This window comes from Photobacterium sp. GB-210, assembly GCF_003026075.1.
Taxonomy (GTDB): Bacteria; Pseudomonadota; Gammaproteobacteria; order Enterobacterales; family Vibrionaceae; genus Photobacterium.
The window spans coordinates 179,607-199,062 of the sequence record NZ_PYNU01000004.1 but is presented as its reverse complement, the minus strand read 5'-3'; the positions used below and the strand labels follow the sequence as shown (position 1 = coordinate 199,062).

Genomic DNA, 19,456 nt, shown 5'->3' with positions numbered 1-19,456 from the left:
AGTAGCTTGGATAGAGAGTGAAGTAGATGAGAAAGTGGAACATTTTTTGAAAAGATTATTGTTTTGTCTGTTAAGTCTGATGGTTAACACAATGTTTGAGCTGTGATTGTGGTATAGATACGATTCTTTTATTATAAAACTAGGTGATTATTCATGAGTGAATTTGACTTTTTCGCTCAGGCGCAAAAGTACTACCAAAAATCTCCTGTAATCATTCTTGGTAGCGGCGCATCAGCTGCGTTTGGACTATCGGGAATGGGAGAACTGTCGAAACATTTAGTAAGTACAGTTGAAACTAGTGGGCTTGATGGTGCGGAGCTTGAAGCTTGGGAACGATTTAAAGCGTTGCTGGAATCAGGAACCGACTTAGAATCCGCTTTGCATGAGATTCGCTTATCTGAAACCTTAACTGATGCAGTAGTTAGTGCTACCTGGAACTTACTCAATCCACAAGATTTAGAGGTGTTTAAATCTTCTCTTTTGGGAACGAATGAGTTTCCTTTAGCAAAGTTGATTAAAGGCCTATTTCGTTCGGTCGCAGATCAAATTGATATTGTGACAACTAACTATGATCGTCTTGCTGAATACGCAGCTGAGCAAGCTGGGGTTCATCATTACACTGGATTTACTCACGGCTATCGAAGATTACAAACCCCACCTCGATTACTTCGAGCAGACAGAGTAGTTAACATTCTAAAGGTACATGGCAGTCTAGACTGGTTCACAAGTCCTATTGGTGATGTGATTGGTTTAAATCAAGTCGAAACTATCCCTGAAGGGCATAAGCCTCAGATTGTAACGCCAGGTATAGCTAAATATATGACGACTTACCATGAACCCTTCAGAACAATTATTCAGATGGCTGACAGTGCGATTAGAAATAGCGACTCATATCTTTGTGTTGGTTTCGGCTTTAACGATGAACATATTCAAGAAAAGTTGGTAGAAAAATGTATCCGTGGCGGGGGGTATATAACTCTTGTTACCTGGGGATTGAGTGATACTGCTAGAGACTTTCTTTTATCGGGAAGAGCCCATAACTTTTTGGCTATTGAACGAGGGGAACACGACAATCAATCAATAATTTACAGTTCAGAAACTGACGGCCCTATTATCGTCAATTGTGATTTTTGGAGCCTATCTGGTTATTTAGAATTAGTTCTCTAGGGAGAGATGGAATTGCCATTATTTACTTACAGTGATGAGCAAGCACTTGGTAAAGTTGCTTCAGTTGACACTACTACCGTTATTGTTGAGGTTGAAGATAGCGAATTATTGAAGCGCTTGCAGGTGAACAGGCTTGCTGTGTTACAAAGCGCTAAACCGGGGCAGCACTTGATAGGGTTAATCTCTCAAGTTACTCGTAAAAAGTTATTCGAGCTTGAAGATGGGGATGAGGATGCATCGAATGAGCAAAACCTTTGTAAGGTGGCTTTAATTGGCACGATGCTTGACCGATATGGATCACGTCGAGACGTTTTTAGAAGAACGTTGGAAAGTGTCCCAGAAATAGACGCTAATTGCTTTGCTTTAGAAGGAGATGAACTTACTGGTTTTATGCGAGTGTTATCTAATGCAGCAGCTGACGGTAACTCCCTTACGTTGGGCAAGTACACCTTGGATGACAATGCTATTGCGTATCTAAATGGCAACAAGTTTTTCCAACGACATGCATTTATTGGTGGGAGTACTGGTTCGGGTAAGTCATGGACTACTGCAAAAATCATCGAGCAGATGGCTAATTTAGAGTCATCCAACGCAATTGTCTTTGACCTCCACGGTGAATATGCCCCTTTGCAGCATCAAGGCTTGAAGCATTATAAAGTCGCGGGTCCAGGGGAAATTGATGCAGGAAGAACAATTGCTGATGGTGCAATTTACTTGCCTTATTGGCTCTTGTCTTACGAAGCTCTTGTATCGCTATTTGTTGACCGCTCTGATCAAAACGCACCTAATCAGGCCATGATCATGTCACGGGAAGTCAATGCCGCCAAACAGCAGTACTTAGAGGCTGGAGGGTATGCTGATATTCTAGATAGCTTTACTGTAGATAGCCCAGTTCCTTTCGATATTGATGTGCTGCTAGATCGGCTGAATGAAATAAACTCGGAGATGGTCCCTGGAGCAAATGGTAAGCCTAAACAAGGAGAGTTTTATGGGAAACTTTCTCGGCTTATAGCGAGGTTAGAAAATAAAGTTACAGACAGAAGACTAGGCTTTCTGTTTCAAGGTGGTGCAGACACGTTGGAGTTTGGCTGGCTTGGTCAACTAACGGACGCTTTGTTGGGAAGTACTGAAGAAAATGGACAAGGTGGCATAAAAGTCATCGACTTCTCAGAGGTTCCTTCTGATATTTTGCCATTGATCGTTTCTATGGTTGCTCGATTAGCTTTTTCTATTCAGCAGTGGACTTCTAGTGAGGAGCGACATCCAGTAGCTTTGCTGTGTGATGAGGCGCATCTATACATCCCACAACGTAACACGGCTGGTGCTGCTGATGATATTTCTATAGAGATTTTTGAACGAATTGCTAAGGAAGGACGAAAATATGGGGTCAGCTTAGTAGTTATTAGTCAGCGTCCTTCAGAAGTAAACAAGACCATGTTGAGTCAGTGTAGTAACTTCGTATCAATGCGTCTTACTAATGCAGATGATCAGGCAGTTGTGAAAAGGTTGCTACCAGATAGTCTAGGAGGGTTTAGTGATGTTCTGCCGACATTGGATACTGGCGAAGCGCTGGTCGTTGGTGACGCTAGCTTATTACCAAGCCGTATCAGAATTGATGAACCTATCCACAAACCAAATAGTGGTACTGTCGATTTTTGGGATGAGTGGCAACAACAGGCCGTTCATGGTCGCATAGCCAAGGCGATACAAAACTGGCGAAAACAAAACATTCAATGATTCTGAGAGGGGGTTTCTCCCTCTTTTTTGTAGGATTAAGAGCTAGTAAAAAGTAATAGGGACTTAACAGCACTAGCAGGTCTAGAAACTTCAGCGATTAATTTTGCGTCTCTAATTACAGCTAACACATATCCGAAGTGTTGGACAAGCCCAAGCCACCTTATATAAGTAAATATTGAAAATATCATGAAGGGTGATATTGAACAGTCGAATATAAAATTACCCTTATTTTTCCTAATACCTAACAGCCTAAATAAAGCCAAGTCCCTAACGCGTTTTTGTCCATATGTGAGTTAGCTATTAGGCTAATTCACATATTAGACAAACTCGTTATGTTATATTGCTATGCATCATGCATAAGATTGTTGCTAACCCCTGATCGCCTATTGGTTCTCATGGATAATTCTGATTAACTTTGCAGGTGTTCCACCATATAGTGAGTCAGGTGGGACATCGGTATTTACCACGGAGTTAGCGGCAATGACAGAACGCGCACCAATGGTCACACCTTTATTGATCACAACATTGCCCCCAATCCATACATCGTCCTCAATCGTAATAGGATCACAAATGGTTTCCCAGTTACGGCGATTGAGATAGTTTAGATCATGGCTAGCACAGTAAAGCTGGGTGTTCGGGCCAATCATTACGTTATTGCCAATAATAATTTTAGCGCCATCCAACATTGTTACGTTCATATTGATGAAGGTCTTTTCCCCAATCGAGATCGTTTTACCGAACTCACAATAAAAGGGGGAGCGGATGTGACTCGATGCAGAAATCTTTCCCATTAGCTGTTGAAATAGTTCATGACGCTGAGAGTCATCTGTACTTTGGTTAATGGTCTGTAATAAGTTCGAAGCATTTTGACGAATCTGGTTAATACAGTCTGCGCCGCCGTCAAAGTCTTCACCGGCAAGCATTTTTTCGAATTCAGTCATGTTGTCTCTCAACGTGCTATAGAGTTATTTGAAATAAAAACGTTATGTTTACTGATTTATATTGTTATTGAGTAAGTAATCTCCAAGAAAATAGAGCCAATCTACCCAAAAGATGAAAGCAATGGCTAAGGGTTTATTTATGCAGTGAATCCCAATCAGAGAAATAATGAATTAAATAGTCTATTGCTAAGCGAGCACGCGCAGGAAGAAAACGTTGGTTTTGATATACGATCCAACTGCTATTACCTTTACCCCAAAAATCTTGCAGTATCGGAATAAGCGAACCTGAATCTAACCCTTTCGCTAGGCTGGTTTTGGGCATATATGCGATGCCTAGCCCTTCTTCGCATGCCGAGATAACAGCATTAGAGTTATTGCTTTTCCATCGACCGTGAACACGGGTATTAAGGGTGTTGCCTTCTTTTTCAAAAAGCCAGTGGTCATTATTGGCAATAATGCAGCTATGTTGTTTCAATTGGCTAGGGTGAGTAGGCTCTCCATAACGGGTTAAATAGTCTTGGCTGGCAACCGCAGCCATAGGGCGATCAACGAGTTTTCTCGCGACTAAACCTGAATCTTTTAGTGCCCCATAACGGATCGCAAAGTCGATACCATCTTCGATAAAATTCACCATACGAGAGTTAAAATCCATCTCGATAGTAAGATCTGGGTAAGACTTCGCGAATGCCATTAGCGCTGGAGCGACATGCTCTTCGGCAAATGCACCAGCAGCGCTGACGCGTAAGGTTCCACTCAGCGTAATTTGCTGTGTGTTTACGCTTTCGCTGGCTTGTTGTAACCCATTTACCAGTCCTCTGCATTGTTGATAATACAATTGTCCAGCATCGGTTACATTGACCTGTCGGGTTGAGCGAGCTAATAAGGCGACACCTAATCTCTCTTCTAACCTTGAGACTTGTCGGCTAACGTGGCTTGTGCTGCAACCGAGCTGTTTAGCCGCAGAGGAAAAGCCATGGCTTTCAGCGACTGCAACGAATTCAATGATCCCATCGAAACTATTCATAGACCTTTATCTTTGCTATTTAACAACAATGATTTGCCAATTCTCTATATTATCAGCCATATTGATTTGAATTAACATGTTTTTGAACTCAATCATTGAAGGAAAAGACAATGAAAAGGATCCTGATCCCTGTAACGAATCATGCAACTCTGGGCGATACTGACCAAGCGAATGGCACTTACTCACCAGAGATAACGCACGTTATTCATGAGCTGACTGCCGCTGGTTTTGACTATGACATCGCATCGATTAAAGGGGGTAAAGCGCCACTTTATGGTACGGATATCGAAGGTGATGAGGTAAACCGCATTGTGTTGGCGGATGATAATTTTCAGAACCGAATCAATAATACGATCCCCGTCTCGCAAGTGAATATTGATGAGTACGATGCGGTATTTTATCCAGGTGGCTTTGGTCTTTTATCTGATCTTTCCACCAATACTGATTTTGCGCAATTAGCTGCAAAACATTACGAAAACGGTGGCGTTATAGCGGCGGTATGTCATGGCCCAGCGGCATTGCTTCCTATTACATTAAGTAATGGTGACAGCCTACTTGCATCTATATCGGTAACGGGCTTTACACGTGAAGAAGAAATAGATTTCGGTACGATTACGCATATTCCATTCTTACTGGAAGAAGCGCTTTCAAGAAAGGCGGCGCGCTTTAGTAAAGTACAGCCTTGGCAAGAACTCGTTATCGTTGATAAACGAGTGATTACTGGCCAAAACCCGACTAGTGCTCACGGTGTTGGTAAGGCGTTAGTGACATCACTGACGTAATTAGATTGTTGATAGGGTTTAACAAGTATCTGATTTTAAATAGCGCAGTGGTTTGAGTTATTGACTAACATGATATTTTGTATCGGTGCTGCTAAATATCATAGTCTAGTAATATTTGCCCTATCATGGGATGCAAACATTACTGGGCTATGCTTTTTATTTATAAAGTGGGTTTAAAATTAAGCGAATTTTTTACGTTCAATAAAGAAGTGAAGCAGTGCCATACCGCCATGACCAATTAAGTATGCTTCAATTAAACCTGTCAGAGATTTATGGATCTCTCTCACATCGTTAGCATAAGGTGAGTGACTTAACCACAGCGCCAGCCATATCAGTGCTGCGGCTTCAATTAAGATCAACGCGCCAATACCTAATCCTTGAATAATATTCCCTAAGCCTTTTTCTCTTGGCTCGGGTAATTTACCGTGGCGTAGTTGTCTTAAGTCATCGAATAAAACGGCATTGTCACCAAAAAGGTAAGGGAAAAATTGACGAAATGATTGTTTAACTAACATGTAGCTAATCATTGCGAGTGTGACGACAACGGTCAATATGCCAAGAATAATATGTACCCATAAGAAGAGGGTAGAGAAAACGCCACTTTCGATTTCACCGGCATGGGTCATGTGCACTAAATTACTATTTAAGATCTGTAAGATCACTAAAGCGGCTAATGAAGTATGAATATGGCGCAGCCCCGTATTGGGAAAGTAATGTTTGATGTAGCGCCAAAAAGAATGAAGTAGCGGCATAGTGAACCTTAATCAGTGGTATAAGAATGATATGATAGATATAGGAAATTTAGCATAAAGGAATAAAATAAGCAGATAGAAAGTAGATTAAAACTTGTAAAGTAAATATTCATTTTTAATGCGTAAATAGGCAAAAATGTTCGATAGATTTCTTTTTTAGCCCTGTTAATACAGTGTTACACTATTGCTGCCAATACATATTGTCATGGAGAGAGTAGTGAGCACACTTTCAGATACACCACAATTATCCCAATTAAATGTCTTTCCCGTAAAATCAATAGCAGGCATCAGCCAGTCCAAAGTTTGGGTCGAAAAACAGGGGATCAGTTTCGATCGTCGTTTCATGGTTGCGACCCTATCAGGCGATATGATCACGGCACGTAAATCTCCCAAAATGGTAAAAGTGAAGGCGGCGCTAATTGCCGATGGCATCGTACTGAGCTATGAAGGTAAAGCCTGTTTAGTATTGAAGTATGCTCAATTTGCTATGGCAGAAGCATCCTCAACCGTGTGGGCAGATACATTCATCGCCTATACCACGACGGAGCAAGCCAATGCATGGTTTAGTGACGTACTAGGGCAACCTGTTCAGTTGTTATTTACGGGTGAGCAATCAAACCGTGTGCGTCCTAAAATTAGTCAAAATGTGAGTTTTGCTGATGGTTATCCGTTATTAGTGATCAGTGAAGCCTCGCTTCAAGCGCTTAATGCGCGTAGTAGTGAACACCACACCATGGATCAGTTTAGAACCAATTTAGTGGTGAGTAATACGGAAGCGTTCGCAGAAGACGGTTGGAAACGTATTCGGATCGGTGAAGTAGAGTTTGAAGCGGTCAAACCTTGTGCTCGATGCATTTTAACTACGGTCGATCCTAAATCAGCAACGTTTAGCGAAAGTAAAGAGCCGTTGGTTACGATGGCAAAATTCCGCTCAGATGAAACGGGTAATGTCTATTTCGGACAAAATCTTGTGGCACTTAATGAAGGTATTATTTCTGTTGGTGACACCATTGAAATATTAGAAACGAAACCGAAAGAAATATATCCAGATAATAGTGAACAAAAATTACAGCTTACGTGTGTCGAGCGTGAAGATATTGCGCAAGATTTCACTACATTTTGGCTAGAATCTCATCAAGAAAACCAAGCGTTACCGACTTATTTACCGGGGCAACATTTACCTATTCAGTTAGAAGTGAATGGTGAATATATTTCTCGTCGCTATACATTATCTTCTAGCCCATCACGTCCTGGGCGTTATGCAATATCAGTAAAACGAGTTAATGACGGTCGCATCTCTAATTGGTTACATGAGCACTTTCAAGTCGGTGATACATTGGTGTCTGAATCGCCGAGTGGTGATTTTCACCTAGGGGTACATACGGATAAATTATTATTGCTCTCGGGGGGGAGTGGTGTAACGCCAATGATGTCGATGCTACGATATTTATCCGATCATGATTTAGTGCGTGATGTGGTGTTTTATCATCAATGCCGTACTGAAGCTGATATTCCTTATTTAGAGGAATTACGCGCAATAGAAGAGAAGCATCCTTCTCTTGATTTACGTATCGTATTAACGCAACCCAAACGCGACTGGCAAGGTGAATCTGGACGACTAAGCATTGGTCATTTAGCCATGATGAGTGATTTAGATAAACGTCAGGTATTTGTTTGTGGTCCTGATGCCTTTATGTCGTCGGCGAAAAAGTTATTGCTCAATATGGGCATGGCAGCTTCTCGTTATCACCAAGAAGCGTTTGGGCCTGTACGTCATGCACTCGAAGAAAAAAAGACGGTCGAATTATCAATTGATGGACAGCTTTTCCAAGGGAATAACCAAGCGACGTTATTAGAGCAAGCAGAAACGGCTGGTATTAAGATGGATTATAGCTGTCGTGCTGGTTTTTGTGGGGTTTGTAAGGTCACAGTGAAATCTGGAGAGGTAGAACAACCAGAGGTTCCAGCACTTTCATCGCAAGAGCGTGCTGAAGGAAAAGTGCTAGCATGTTGCTGTGTGCCTAGAAGTGATCTAGAAATCATTAAATAGTGAGCTACAGGTAATTTAGGAGGCGATGTCGATGATTATAAGTCAAGGTGATATTGATAAATCATCGCTTACCTTAAAACGTTGACGGGTGAATACAAAGGTCAACAATTGCAATAACTTTGTTATTTAGATGGCTTCTTATGTACTTTCAACTGGAAGGTAAGCATAGAAGCCATTTTTTATATATTCAAAATAAAAAGTTGGTTTGAAAGAATATTATTTTGAGTTCTATTGCTGAAAAGGTTTTAAATGTGGAGTATGCTGCTCGCGCAAACGATTACAATAGAGTAAGGATCTCGTATGTTTAGCAAACCTCTTATCGCACTTTCTATCACTTTAGCTATTTCAGGGTGTGCAACAACGCCTATCGTTCAACACCAACCTTTTACGCTAACGGTCGCACATATTAATGATACCCACTCTAATTTTGACCCCGTAAAATCGAGTTTTAAAGCTGACGATACCAAAGTTTATAACGAGTTTGGTGGCTATCCTCGCCTGCAAACGATGGCGAAAGAATATAAAGCTGAAGCTAAAAAAGATAATCAAAGCTTACTATTCTTACACGGTGGAGATGCTTGGCAAGGTAGTGCTTACTTTAAGCTAAACCATGGGGCAATGAATGCTGACATGCTAAGCAAAATGGGCTTAGATGCAATGGCATTAGGTAACCATGAATTTGATTTAAATAATAAAAAATTAAATGCTTTTATCGGTAGTGTTAATTTCCCTGTGCTTGCAGCTAACGTAGATGCTAGCCAAGATGCTGATTTGAAAGATCAAACTAACTTACGCCCTTACCAAATTTTTGCTTTTGATGGCAATAACAAGACAGTCGTTAAAGATATTAACCACTTACCTAAAGATAAAAATCTTGTTGCGGTATTTGGTATTGCCTTAGATAACATGGCAAATATTGCACCTAATACGGGTGATGTGAAATTTTACGATATGGTGAAAACGGCACAAGCCACCGTCGATATGCTAAAGAGCAAGGGGATTGATAATATTATTGCGCTCACGCATATCGGTAATGCAGTAGATCTTGATGTTGCGTCAAAAGTTAACGGTATTGATCTTATTGTTGGCGGTCACTCACATACGTTATTAGGTGACTTTGCTGACTTGGGTTTAAACAATAATGGTATATATGCCCAAATGGTGAAGAACCCAAATGGTACAACGGAAACATGTGTTGTTCAGGCGGGTGAGTATGCTCAAGCGATTGGCCGAGTAAATGTAAGCTTTGATGCGAACGGTGACGTGGTGAAGTGTGCAGGTCACAATACCTTATTGAGTAACGATGAGTTCTACCATCATGCCGATCGTAAACAAAGCGATATGTTTACCCCTGTACAAACGGCAATCGTTGAAAAATTCATCGACAATCATGAAAAAATCACGATCACAGATGAAGATGTTTTATTACGCCAACGTATTGATACTAAATACAAACCAGCAGTAGATAAAGCGTACGGTAAAACTATTGCTCAAGTGCCGGTAGAAATTAAACATGAGCGACGTCCTGGCGATCGTGGCACAGATAAGCATGGCTCAGATGTCGCGCCTATTATAGCTGAAGGCCAATATTACTGGGCGAATGAGCCTCAAGTTCAAAAAGTAACGGGTATGAAAGTGGACTTTGCTTTGATCGGAGCAGGTGGCATTCGTACCAATATTGAGGCGGGTGAATACCGTGAAGGTAATGTGTCATTAGAGCTTTTACCGTTCTCAAACTTTATGTCTGTAGTACCACTTAAAGGTGCTGTGATTAAACAGTTATTACAACAAACGGTTTCTGCAACGCTGCCTGAAGGCGCTCATGCGGGTAAATTCCCTTATGGCGGTCATATTCGTTATAGCTTTACCGAAACAGCAGCAAATAAAGCAGGCAAGCTTAATAATGTTGAGGTGATGACTGGCACAGAAAAGAACCCAATTTGGACGCCAATTCAAGATAATAAAACCTACAATGTTGCAGTAAATAATTATAACGCAACGGGTAATGATGGTTGGACACCTGTTTATCAAGCGCAAAAGGATCACTCTGGACGTGTCGATTTAGCCTATGTTGATGGCAAGTTAACAGGCTTTAAGGTTAAGAACATTGAAAAAGTAGGCGACAAGTACCAAGTAAATTACCAAGGAGCTGCGCCAAACTGTAAAGCCGCCAATATGCGCTGTAATACAGATGCTCAAGCTGTGATTGATTATATCCAGCAAAGTCGTCCTAACCTTGTACCGCTAAGTTATGAAGTTGTTACGCTAGATCGCGTACAAAAATAAACCTTTGCGGTTTTAGGTAAATAAAGTAGGCGCCCTACATGTGATTAATAAAAGCGGTAGGGTGCTTTTTATTTTTTGGAATCGTCTAAAAAAGACAATGAAAATGCGGTTTTCACGAAATATTAATAGAATATTAACTGGTTTATTCGTGTTTAACCTTATGATATATATTGCTTTTGTTACCCATAAGATTAAAAAATAAATTATTTAAAAAATAAAGCTATACAATTCCCTAAATATCATTACTATAGTCCTCGGCCTGTAAGTCAGACCTATTTATATGTAACATTATGTTTTAGAAAATCTTCGCTGTAACGCTATACCAGTGTCATGAAGCTTTCCACTCATAAGCTATAACGTAAATAATTCTTTTCTGGCTACAAACGCATTTTTGCGAATTATTTAAAAAATATTGGAGACTCTCATGTCTAAATCAACTGGTATCGTTAAGTGGTTTAACGAAGAAAAAGGTTTCGGTTTCATCACTCAAGACAACGGCGGCGCTGACGTATTCGTTCACTTCCGTGCTATCACAGGCGAAGGTTTCAAGACTCTTGCTGAAGGTCAAAAGGTTGCTTTTGATATCGAACAAGGTCAAAAAGGCCCTCAAGCTGCTAACGTTGAAAAAGCTTAATTCTTTTTTACGTTAAAAGTTTAAAAAATGCCGACATTATGTCGGCATTTTTGTATCTGTTATTCAACATTACGTATCTAAGAATCTCTACTATATCTCTCTACTATATCTCTCTACTTACCACTATTTCGTCTTTCGTTATTTTATTTTGAACGAAACTGTTTGAGTCCGCTATCTTGCTTCAATACACTTAACGTTCGTTTTTAGTATTTTGGGTGCAATGGATGCAATCAGAATCATCTCAAAATCACATTGATATATTAGCCTTTAATCAATTGCGTTCAGGCTTTGAATCGCATAGTGATTGCTCGCTTTCTGCTTGTATAAAACAAGGGCAACACCTTGCAATATCTGGCGTTTCTGGTTGTGGTAAGAGTAGCTTGCTACAAGTGATTGCTGGGCTTAAAGCTCCTCAGTTAGGTACTGTTACCTTCAATAAACAATTGATTGATGTAAAAGCATTCAACTTTTGGCGTCAAAACATTTGTTACTTGCCACAACAAGCCGTTATGGGCGGAGAATGTGTACGTGATGTCTTACATCTTCCTTGGCGTTTAAAAGCCATTACTCATTTTCCTGTACCTAACGATGAGTTGTGTTTATCTGCTTTATCACAAGCGGGTATTACGGTGTTATTAGACAAGCCTATTGATACTCTTTCTGGGGGCGAAAAGCAGCGTGTAGCCATCGCTAGAAGCATATTAATGCAGCGCAATGTGTGGTTGATGGATGAGCCCACATCCGCCCTTGATCCTTCAGGGCGAGATCGAATTATTCAATTGCTTTCTGAGCTAACAATTATTTGTGTTTCTGTATCACATGATCCTGTTTGGTTAGCAAGTGCAACACATGTGCATGCTATGTCGTTAAGTAAGGATGAGTGTAATGTCTGAATCAATCAATAGTACTTTGGATATTCATTGGCTGGCGATGGCGGGCTTCTACCTGTTATTACTTATCCCCATGTTCTTGTTTCAGCGTTGGCAATTAGGGTTAAATCGCACTTTAATTAATGGCGTATTACGCATGACACTTCAGTTATCTGTTGTGGGTATTTATCTTCATACCTTGTTTGGTTTGCAGAGTGTGGCAATAAATATGCTGTGGCTAACAATCATGGCATTAGTGGCAAGCTATACGATTTGTAAACGGGCAGAGGTGAATGTAAAGCGTGTGTTGCCTGCGGTAATAACAGGGCAGTGTGCTGCATTATTGGTTGCTTTGCCTGTCATGCTGATAGGGGTGATTCAAGTCGACCCTTGGTGGCAAGCACAGTATATGATCCCAATTGCGGGAATGCTGCTTGGTAATAGCTTAATGGCAAATGTATTAGCCTTATCTCGCTGGGGGAGCCTATTAAAAGATAACCATCATGAATATCAGTATTATTTGTCATTAGGCGCTCCTGATCCTGCCTTGCCGTTTATACAGACAGCAGTAAAAGCAGCATTAACTCCCCAATTAGCCGCGATGATGACATTAGGGATTGTCAGTTTACCTGGAATGATGACAGGACAAATTTTAGGTGGAGCGGCACCGTTGGTGGCAGTGAAATACCAGTTAGTGATTATGGTCGCGATTTTTATTTCTGGCGTAATTTCGGTAGCGACTACCTTGAGCATTGTTAGGCGGGTAACATTCAATGCTTATGGTGAGGTGCAATAAGTACTATTTCCGACAATAAAAAAGCAGCAATTAAGCTGCTTTTTTAATTAAGATTGTTAGTGTTCACTTAGTTAATTTCGCTAATCGGAAAAATTTCACTTGGTGATACAATTTCATCTTGTGCTGCAATGGTTTGTAATTCCCATTCGCCACGTTTATGTGTTTCTTTTAACACAGCGTAGCAGGCATTGTGCGCATGTTCAAAAGCCTGTTCTGGTGTCCAGTCTTTCAATAGCCCTGCAGTAAATAATGATGAGATCAAATCACCAACACCTACTGGTTGTTTATCAAACTTAAGGTGCGGACGCTGTGCAAGGAAACAACCCTTTTGCGTTGCTAACATCATCGTAAACTTATCATCAGATATACTGTGTAAGTGCTTAACCAGTACCATTTTTGGGCCCATTGTTAAGGCTTTTTGACATGCAGTAACAGCATCAGCAAGGTTATGGATTTCCATACCGACAAATTGGCTTAGTTCAAATTGATTCGGTACGATAGCATCAGCAATAGGCATTACATCATTAATTAGGTATTCAGCAATACCATCGGCAACAATACAGCCTTTTTCTGGGTCACCCATTACAGGATCACAGATATAAATCGCATTAGGATTTTGCTGTTTAACTTTTTTCACAGTATCGATAATAGCAAGACATTGCGCTGCACTACCTTGATAGCCTGTCAATACAGCTTCGCAGTTCTTTAATTGATCAATGCTTTCAATACCTGCAACAAGCTCACTAATATCATCACCAGAGAAAGCTTTGCCCGTCCAACCTTCTTTATATTGGGTGTGATTAGAAAATTGCACAGTATTAAGCGGCCATACTTCAAATCCCATACGTTGCATAGGAAAAACAGCAGAGCTATTTCCTGCGTGACCATACACTACATGTGATTGAATAGATAGAATACCTTTCATCGAAGTTCCTTATAACCTTCGGTCTCTTTAAGCATACTTTACCCTTGCTTATATAAGAAACCTAGTCATTTTATATCGTAATTATTCCTTTCATTTATGCAGATTAAAAAATAGACGATTATTTATATTATTATCGACTTATTTTAGATGAGAGTGTGTTATTTATAATTGAAGATTGTTTTATTATAGGTTTTTTCTTCTGTTATCGTTTGTTTTTTGACCGTTTTATGGTTTTTATAATAAATAAAAAACGATATTTTTTTATTTAAAAAACAATGAGTAAGGTTTTTATTCAGTGGTTACCCACAGTTTTTTACAAAAAAAAGACATAAAAATATTTACAGAATAAAATTTAGCGTTTAATGTCTGTCTCGTCTGTTACTCGGACCTCATGTGTTTTTTTTATCAAAACGTCATTTCTAACATTGTTATTCGTTATTGTTGCAAACGATAGGCGCAATGATCGGCTAAAAGAAGGGTGATCTTTTAGCTCAGAAGTAGTAGGTCAATGAGTAAAACGATAATTACCGCAATTATTATTAATTGGTGGTTTTAACTATTCGAACTCAAATTGATAGCCACAAACAAAACCGCTAATTTAAAGCGCTGTTTGGGCTGAAAGGAAATATAACTATGACTTCACAAACAGGTATTATTCGTAGCTTCAACCCAGTAGAAAAGATTGGCTTAATTACAAGCGATCTTGGTGGCGATATTCGTTTTGACGCATCTCAAGTATGCAGTCATTCACAGCCTTCATCTGGTAGTATGGTTGAGTTTTCTCTAGACGATTCAAGCAATAAGCTAAAAGCAGTAAAAATTCGTTTCATCTAAAAACGATAAATTATAACTCATACTTTCTATAGATTATGAGAATAACATTCAGCCTAAGAAATAATATAACTATTATATCTTGGGCTGTTTTGTTTTATGGTATTAAAAATTAACTGTTCATTACTATTAATGATTTCTTTATATAAATACATTTAGAATAGATAAGTTTATGCTTCGCTACTTTTATATAAATCAGTTATCTCAAGGTGCTTACGTTCACTGGTGATATTTAGTTTTGAAAGGATGGTAAAGAATTGTCTTTAATATCATATTATTTCTACTGTGCTACATGTTGAACTGATGTAAACAGGCAACCGAATCAAAAAATTGTTATTGGTTGAACGTTAGTTAAAAAAAATCCCGAGTTAAACTCGGGATTTTTTGTGTATCAGTTTTAATGGTTACGCCATGAAATGCGTTAAAAACTGGGTAATTGGCTCTAAGTAATTTTGGAATATAACTAATGAGATTAAGCCACTAATTACCACCCAGATAAGTCCAAAGCGTAGGCTTACGATAGTACAAACAATCGCTGCGAGTACTTTCGGGTTTTCAAGGTTAAAGGCAAAGTTTGAACCTTTACCTAGAATTTCTACTGCAATGATTGCTGGCAATACTGTTACAGGAACAAAGCGTAATGTCTTTTTAAAACGCTCAGACATATTGAAGCGTCCTGCCATACCAATAACCGCGAAACGGATAACAAAAGTGGCTACCGCCATGACTAATGATAAGTAAATTACAAATTCATTACTTAAAACGATATGTGTATGAGAATCCATAATAGTAGCCCTTATTATTCAGCAGTTGCGTTAATTGGTTGAATATTTATTTGCTTTTTATCTTCTTTTTCCATTTCGTGACGAACTTCTTCTTTCAGCTCGGCTTCCATATGCTCAGTTGATAAATCCATTTTGTAGCCTGCGTACACACCAACGACTGCTGCTATAACTAAACCGAGTGAGTAAGGAAGGCCTGAAAGTAAGATCCCTGTGACTGTTGCGACCACTGCGGCAACAATACATTCACGATTTTTAACTTGTGGGATAACGATGGCAATGAAGGCGGCAACCATTGCAAAATCTAAACCGTAATCGGCGATGTGAGGAAAATACGAACCAATCATGGCACCAGAGAAATCAGCAACAACCCAGTTCACCCAAAAACCAAACATTGCTGCTAAATAAAACCAATGACGCCCTGGTTTTTCATGTTTCATCTCACCCACGGTTGCTGCGTATACCTCATCGGTTAAGCCGTATGCCATTAGTGCGCGTGTTGGCATGGAGTATTCTTTTACATATTCAGACAGTGACGCGCTATAGAGAATGTGGCGTAAGTTGATAACAAAGGTGGTTAACGCAATCACTATTAATTCAGTAGAGGATTGCACCAGACCAAGCGCAACCATCTGTGCTGAGCCTGCAAAAACAGTCAGTGACCATAACGTACTTTGTAGAACGTCCATACCTGCGTTAATACTGATTGCCCCCACAATAAATGAAAATGGGAATGCCCCTACGCAGAGCGGGAAGATTGCCTTTAAACCTGCTTGTATAAGTTGTTTTTTCATGCGGCGCCTATTTGTTCTGTGTCGTTAAATGAAAAAAAATTTGCAATTAAGCTGAGTGATTATCTTTTTTTGCTGCCTTATTTGTCTGCAAATATATTTTAATGCAATATTTTATTCAATCATTTTTACTATCAAGCTATTAATATATTTTCATATAGTGGCGGTTTTTTGATACTATTTTTCGTTTATCTCTTTTAAAACAGTGTGTTGCGTAGGTTGTTTCATTTTTGGAAGTATTGATCTTGATATTAGATGCAAAAAAAATTGCAAGTTTTGATTTTTAAAGGTTAAACTAAATTTGAATTTTCGATAGCGAGATAAAAATCATGACAAAAGTAATCACATCTAAATCAGCACCAGACGCAATTGGTCCATATTCACACGGTAATGCATTTGGCGATTTGATCTTTACATCGGGTCAGCTTCCAGTATGTAAAGAGAAAGGTGGCATTGTAGATGGTGGTATTGCAGAACAATCTCGCCAGTCATTAGTTAACTTACGTTCAGTTCTTGAAGCGGGCGGTGGTGACATGGATACAGTTTTAAAAACAACATGTTACTTAGCAAATATTGAAGACTTTGCTGCTTTTAATGCGGTTTATGCTGATTTCTTTAAAACAGAGTGCCCTGCACGTAGCTGTTTTGCAGTGAAAGATTTACCAATGGGTGCACTTGTAGAAATTGAAGCGATTGCACACCGTAAATAATTAGATCTGCATTAAACAATAAAAATAAAACCGTTAGGGGTTACTTATGAATACACAATGGCAGCAATACAAAGATATCATTAATACAGTTGTTAAACCTGCGTTTGGTTGTACAGAGCCGATCTCAGCCGCATATGCATCAGCTGTTGCCGCTGAATTGCTTGGACGAGAGCCTGAAGAACTAGACGTTAAGGTTTCTGATAACCTGTTTAAAAACTCTATGGGTGTTTTTGTTCCTGGTACTGGCCGTATTGGTTTACCTATTGCTTCTGCTGCTGGTGCTATTGGTGGTAACCCTAATGGTGGTTTAGAAGTACTTGTAAATATTAAGGCAGAAGATGTCGAGAAAGCACAGCAGCTGATTGATAACGGTAAAATTAAAGCAGGTCGTAAAGACGTTGAAGAATTTATTTACTGTTGTGTTGAAGCAAAAGTGGGTGACGATGTTGCGATAGTTGAAATTAGCGGCGGTCATACACAAGTTGTGAAAAAAATGCTGAACGGCAAAGTTGTGTTTGATGCGTCTTCTGATGTCAATACGAGTGAGAAACCAAAATCAACGGCGTCTGTGTGTGAAGGTGTCGATATCTCAATCAAAGGTATTTATGAGTTTGCTACCAGCGTTGATTTTGAAGAGATTAAATTTATTCTCGAAGCGCGTGATTTAAATAGTGCGTTATCAGATGAAGGTTTAAAACATGCCTATGGATTACAGGTAGGCAGAACGATTCAAAAAAGTATTGCTAAAGGTCTATTTGGCGATGGTTTAATTAACAATGTCGTCATGCGTACCGCTGCGGCATCTGATGCTCGTATGGGGGGCGCAACTCTGCCAGCAATGAGTAATTATGGTAGTGGTAACCAAGGTATTGCGGCAACGATGCCGATAGTTGGAATCGCTAAACATTATGGCTCTTCTGAAGAGCAACTAGCGCGCGCGTTAATCATGAGCCACCTTGGCGCTATTTATATGAAATCATTCTATCCGCCACTATCACCGTTCTGTGGTAATGCGGTAACAAGCTCAGCAGCTGCAATGGGCATGGTTTATTTAGCCGGTGGTAATTTTGAGCAAATGTGTTCAGCGATTCAAAATACCCTAAGTGATACTACAGGTATGTATTGTGATGGCGCGAAATCCACGTGTGCTATGAAAGTTAAAAGCTCAACAAACTCTGCGGTAATGAGCTTTTTAATGGCGATTGAAAATCATGAAGCACAATCTCAAGGCATTGTTGCTGAAGATGTTGAAACAACTATTCGTAATGTCGGTAAGATGGTTCGATTTGGTATGGTAAATACTGATGCAACAATCATTGATATTATGTCGGCATAAGTAACAAGAATTATAAGCGCCATTGCGAGTAATCATGTTTATCGCAACATGATTACGCAATGGCTTTTTCTATTTGTGGAAAGCCGTACTGTTTTTCTGAATGCTTCTTTATTTTCATTTAAAAAGAAAAACGTAGATACTCTGAATGTATTATTATTGATACAATAATAGCAATGAAGTCATTGGGAACGTTATGTTCAAATAGGGGATCAAGCGTGAATGAATTAACCGAAAGCGATTACGATATCCTCCGTGCGATGGAGAATATCGTTGATGGTATTGCGGCAATGTGGGGAGAGCATACAGAAGTGCTACTACATTGTTTGGATGCAAATAATCCATCAATCATTAAAATTGCGAATGGTCATATTACAGGGCGTGAAGTCGGTGCACCAATCACGAATATTGCGTTAGTAAAGCTGAATGAAGGTAAAGATGTTTCTGATGCTTACATTACCAAAAGTCCTGATGGTAAAACATTGCGATCGTTAACTACCATTATTCGAAATAAACAAAATAAAGCGATTGGTATGTTATGCGTAAATTCTAATTTAGACGCACCGTTTCAGTCGATGATGCAAAGTTTGTTACCTAATATCCATTCGCATTTTGAGTTTGGAGTAACATCAGAAACGTTTGCAAGAAACAATGATGAAATGATGCACAGTTCAATTGAAAATGTGCGAGAACAAGTGGTGAATGATAGCAGTATCCCACCATCGAAAAAAAGCCGTGAGATAGTAACTCGTTTACATGAATTAGGCATTTTTGATCTAAAAGACAGTGCACAAATTGCAGCGAAAGGATTAGATATCTCTATCCATACTATTTATCGCTATTTGCGTGAAATTCGTGCCCACGAAGCATGATATATACATTGTGAATGTTCTTATTAATATGCCTTCAGGTGATTTTTTGAAGGCGTATAAATCTAATCTAGTCTCCTATTTATATTTATTGTTAATAGCCTTAAGTTTTACAATAGCGATCCATTCTATTCATACTTTCCTCAGGTTTTAATGCTCTATTAAAATTTTGTTCAC

18 protein-coding genes are annotated in these 19,456 nt (G+C 39.4%); 12 read left to right on the top strand and 6 right to left on the bottom strand.

Annotation, left to right across the window (positions count from 1 at the left end):
- Positions 1 to 153: 153 nt before the first annotated feature.
- The gene (locus C9J38_RS08980; protein WP_107206770.1) at positions 154 to 1,167 is read left to right on the top strand and encodes an SIR2 family protein; all 1,014 of its coding nucleotides are present in this window, start codon (positions 154 to 156) and stop codon (positions 1,165 to 1,167) included.
- A gap of 6 nt (positions 1,168 to 1,173) precedes the next feature.
- On the top strand, positions 1,174 to 2,904 hold the full coding sequence (locus C9J38_RS08975; RefSeq protein WP_233218486.1) for an ATP-binding protein: 1,731 nt from the start codon (positions 1,174 to 1,176) through the stop codon (positions 2,902 to 2,904).
- A 383-nt stretch (positions 2,905 to 3,287) separates the two neighbouring features.
- Here the strand turns inward: C9J38_RS08975 and C9J38_RS08970 are convergent, their stop codons facing one another.
- A complete protein-coding gene (locus C9J38_RS08970) occupies positions 3,288 to 3,845 on the bottom strand; it encodes a sugar O-acetyltransferase (protein WP_045150568.1) in 558 nt (185 codons plus the stop codon).
- Between the two features lie 133 nt (positions 3,846 to 3,978).
- Entirely contained in the window at positions 3,979 to 4,869 is an 891-nt protein-coding gene (locus tag C9J38_RS08965) for a LysR family transcriptional regulator (protein ID WP_107206769.1), read from the bottom strand.
- Between the two features lie 110 nt (positions 4,870 to 4,979).
- Between C9J38_RS08965 and C9J38_RS08960 the strand changes: the two genes are divergently transcribed.
- A complete protein-coding gene (locus tag C9J38_RS08960; RefSeq protein ID WP_107206768.1) occupies positions 4,980 to 5,651 on the top strand; it encodes a type 1 glutamine amidotransferase domain-containing protein in 672 nt (223 codons plus the stop codon).
- Between the two features lie 179 nt (positions 5,652 to 5,830).
- Here C9J38_RS08960 and C9J38_RS08955 read toward each other — a convergent pair whose 3' ends face one another.
- Positions 5,831 to 6,403, bottom strand: coding sequence for a cytochrome b/b6 domain-containing protein (locus C9J38_RS08955; RefSeq protein WP_107206767.1), 573 nt, complete (start codon positions 6,401 to 6,403; stop codon positions 5,831 to 5,833).
- A gap of 205 nt (positions 6,404 to 6,608) precedes the next feature.
- On the opposite strand from C9J38_RS08955, the gene C9J38_RS08950 reads away from it, so the two are divergent.
- The 5 genes from C9J38_RS08950 (at position 6,609) to C9J38_RS08930 (ending at position 13,038) form a co-directional block, all read left to right on the top strand.
- Positions 6,609 to 8,453 carry a hybrid-cluster NAD(P)-dependent oxidoreductase gene (locus tag C9J38_RS08950; RefSeq protein WP_199189219.1) on the top strand — a complete coding sequence of 615 codons (1,845 nt, stop codon included), beginning with the start codon at positions 6,609 to 6,611 and terminating at the stop codon, positions 8,451 to 8,453.
- A 300-nt stretch (positions 8,454 to 8,753) separates the two neighbouring features.
- A complete protein-coding gene (locus C9J38_RS08945; protein ID WP_107206765.1) occupies positions 8,754 to 10,739 on the top strand; it encodes a bifunctional UDP-sugar hydrolase/5'-nucleotidase in 1,986 nt (661 codons plus the stop codon).
- A 424-nt stretch (positions 10,740 to 11,163) separates the two neighbouring features.
- On the top strand, positions 11,164 to 11,373 hold the full coding sequence (locus C9J38_RS08940) for a cold-shock protein (RefSeq protein ID WP_006644751.1): 210 nt from the start codon (positions 11,164 to 11,166) through the stop codon (positions 11,371 to 11,373).
- A gap of 224 nt (positions 11,374 to 11,597) precedes the next feature.
- Positions 11,598 to 12,266, top strand: a complete 669-nt coding sequence (locus tag C9J38_RS08935) for an ATP-binding cassette domain-containing protein (RefSeq protein WP_107206764.1) — start codon at positions 11,598 to 11,600, stop codon at positions 12,264 to 12,266.
- Positions 12,259 to 13,038: an ABC transporter permease gene (locus C9J38_RS08930; RefSeq protein WP_233217691.1), complete on the top strand. Its 780-nt coding sequence runs from the start codon at positions 12,259 to 12,261 to the stop codon at positions 13,036 to 13,038. Before C9J38_RS08935 ends, C9J38_RS08930 begins: the two co-directional genes overlap by 8 nt.
- A 67-nt stretch (positions 13,039 to 13,105) precedes the next feature.
- On the opposite strand, the gene pdxY is transcribed toward C9J38_RS08930, so the two are convergent.
- Entirely contained in the window at positions 13,106 to 13,963 is an 858-nt protein-coding gene (gene pdxY / locus C9J38_RS08925; protein WP_107206763.1) for a pyridoxal kinase PdxY, read from the bottom strand.
- 633 nt (positions 13,964 to 14,596) lie between these two features.
- On the opposite strand from pdxY, the gene C9J38_RS08920 reads away from it, so the two are divergent.
- Entirely contained in the window at positions 14,597 to 14,797 is a 201-nt protein-coding gene (locus C9J38_RS08920; protein ID WP_006644747.1) for a hypothetical protein, read from the top strand.
- A 401-nt stretch (positions 14,798 to 15,198) separates the two neighbouring features.
- Here C9J38_RS08920 and C9J38_RS08915 read toward each other — a convergent pair whose 3' ends face one another.
- On the bottom strand, positions 15,199 to 15,579 hold the full coding sequence (locus tag C9J38_RS08915; RefSeq protein ID WP_107206762.1) for an AzlD domain-containing protein: 381 nt from the start codon (positions 15,577 to 15,579) through the stop codon (positions 15,199 to 15,201).
- A 14-nt stretch (positions 15,580 to 15,593) separates the two neighbouring features.
- Positions 15,594 to 16,370 (bottom strand): AzlC family ABC transporter permease, encoded by a 777-nt coding sequence (locus C9J38_RS08910; protein WP_107206761.1) that lies wholly within the window; start codon positions 16,368 to 16,370, stop codon positions 15,594 to 15,596.
- Between the two features lie 326 nt (positions 16,371 to 16,696).
- On the opposite strand from C9J38_RS08910, the gene C9J38_RS08905 reads away from it, so the two are divergent.
- The 3 genes from C9J38_RS08905 (at position 16,697) to C9J38_RS08895 (ending at position 19,282) form a co-directional block, all read left to right on the top strand.
- Entirely contained in the window at positions 16,697 to 17,077 is a 381-nt protein-coding gene (locus tag C9J38_RS08905) for a RidA family protein (RefSeq protein WP_008989716.1), read from the top strand.
- Between the two features lie 46 nt (positions 17,078 to 17,123).
- Entirely contained in the window at positions 17,124 to 18,413 is a 1,290-nt protein-coding gene (locus C9J38_RS08900; RefSeq protein ID WP_107206760.1) for a serine dehydratase subunit alpha family protein, read from the top strand.
- Between the two features lie 215 nt (positions 18,414 to 18,628).
- Complete coding sequence (locus tag C9J38_RS08895) at positions 18,629 to 19,282, top strand: transcriptional regulator (protein WP_105061497.1); 654 nt, start codon at positions 18,629 to 18,631, stop codon at positions 19,280 to 19,282.
- Positions 19,283 to 19,456: the final 174 nt, after the last annotated feature.

Excerpts from the sequence above, each read along its gene's own strand:
- C9J38_RS08980 (WP_107206770.1), top strand. The coding sequence starts at position 154 with ATGAGTGAATTTGACTTTTTCGCTCAGGCGCAAAAGTACTACCAAAAA.
- C9J38_RS08975 (WP_233218486.1), top strand. The coding sequence starts at position 1,174 with ATGGAATTGCCATTATTTACTTACAGTGATGAGCAAGCACTTGGTAAA.
- C9J38_RS08970 (WP_045150568.1), bottom strand. The coding sequence starts at position 3,845 with ATGACTGAATTCGAAAAAATGCTTGCCGGTGAAGACTTTGACGGCGGC.
- C9J38_RS08965 (WP_107206769.1), bottom strand. The coding sequence starts at position 4,869 with ATGAATAGTTTCGATGGGATCATTGAATTCGTTGCAGTCGCTGAAAGC.
- C9J38_RS08960 (WP_107206768.1), top strand. The coding sequence starts at position 4,980 with ATGAAAAGGATCCTGATCCCTGTAACGAATCATGCAACTCTGGGCGAT.
- C9J38_RS08955 (WP_107206767.1), bottom strand. The coding sequence starts at position 6,403 with ATGCCGCTACTTCATTCTTTTTGGCGCTACATCAAACATTACTTTCCC.
- C9J38_RS08950 (WP_199189219.1), top strand. The coding sequence starts at position 6,609 with ATGGAGAGAGTAGTGAGCACACTTTCAGATACACCACAATTATCCCAA.
- C9J38_RS08945 (WP_107206765.1), top strand. The coding sequence starts at position 8,754 with ATGTTTAGCAAACCTCTTATCGCACTTTCTATCACTTTAGCTATTTCA.
- C9J38_RS08940 (WP_006644751.1), top strand. The coding sequence starts at position 11,164 with ATGTCTAAATCAACTGGTATCGTTAAGTGGTTTAACGAAGAAAAAGGT.
- C9J38_RS08935 (WP_107206764.1), top strand. The coding sequence starts at position 11,598 with ATGCAATCAGAATCATCTCAAAATCACATTGATATATTAGCCTTTAAT.
- C9J38_RS08930 (WP_233217691.1), top strand. The coding sequence starts at position 12,259 with ATGTCTGAATCAATCAATAGTACTTTGGATATTCATTGGCTGGCGATG.
- pdxY (WP_107206763.1), bottom strand. The coding sequence starts at position 13,963 with ATGAAAGGTATTCTATCTATTCAATCACATGTAGTGTATGGTCACGCA.
- C9J38_RS08920 (WP_006644747.1), top strand. The coding sequence starts at position 14,597 with ATGACTTCACAAACAGGTATTATTCGTAGCTTCAACCCAGTAGAAAAG.
- C9J38_RS08915 (WP_107206762.1), bottom strand. The coding sequence starts at position 15,579 with ATGGATTCTCATACACATATCGTTTTAAGTAATGAATTTGTAATTTAC.
- C9J38_RS08910 (WP_107206761.1), bottom strand. The coding sequence starts at position 16,370 with ATGAAAAAACAACTTATACAAGCAGGTTTAAAGGCAATCTTCCCGCTC.
- C9J38_RS08905 (WP_008989716.1), top strand. The coding sequence starts at position 16,697 with ATGACAAAAGTAATCACATCTAAATCAGCACCAGACGCAATTGGTCCA.
- C9J38_RS08900 (WP_107206760.1), top strand. The coding sequence starts at position 17,124 with ATGAATACACAATGGCAGCAATACAAAGATATCATTAATACAGTTGTT.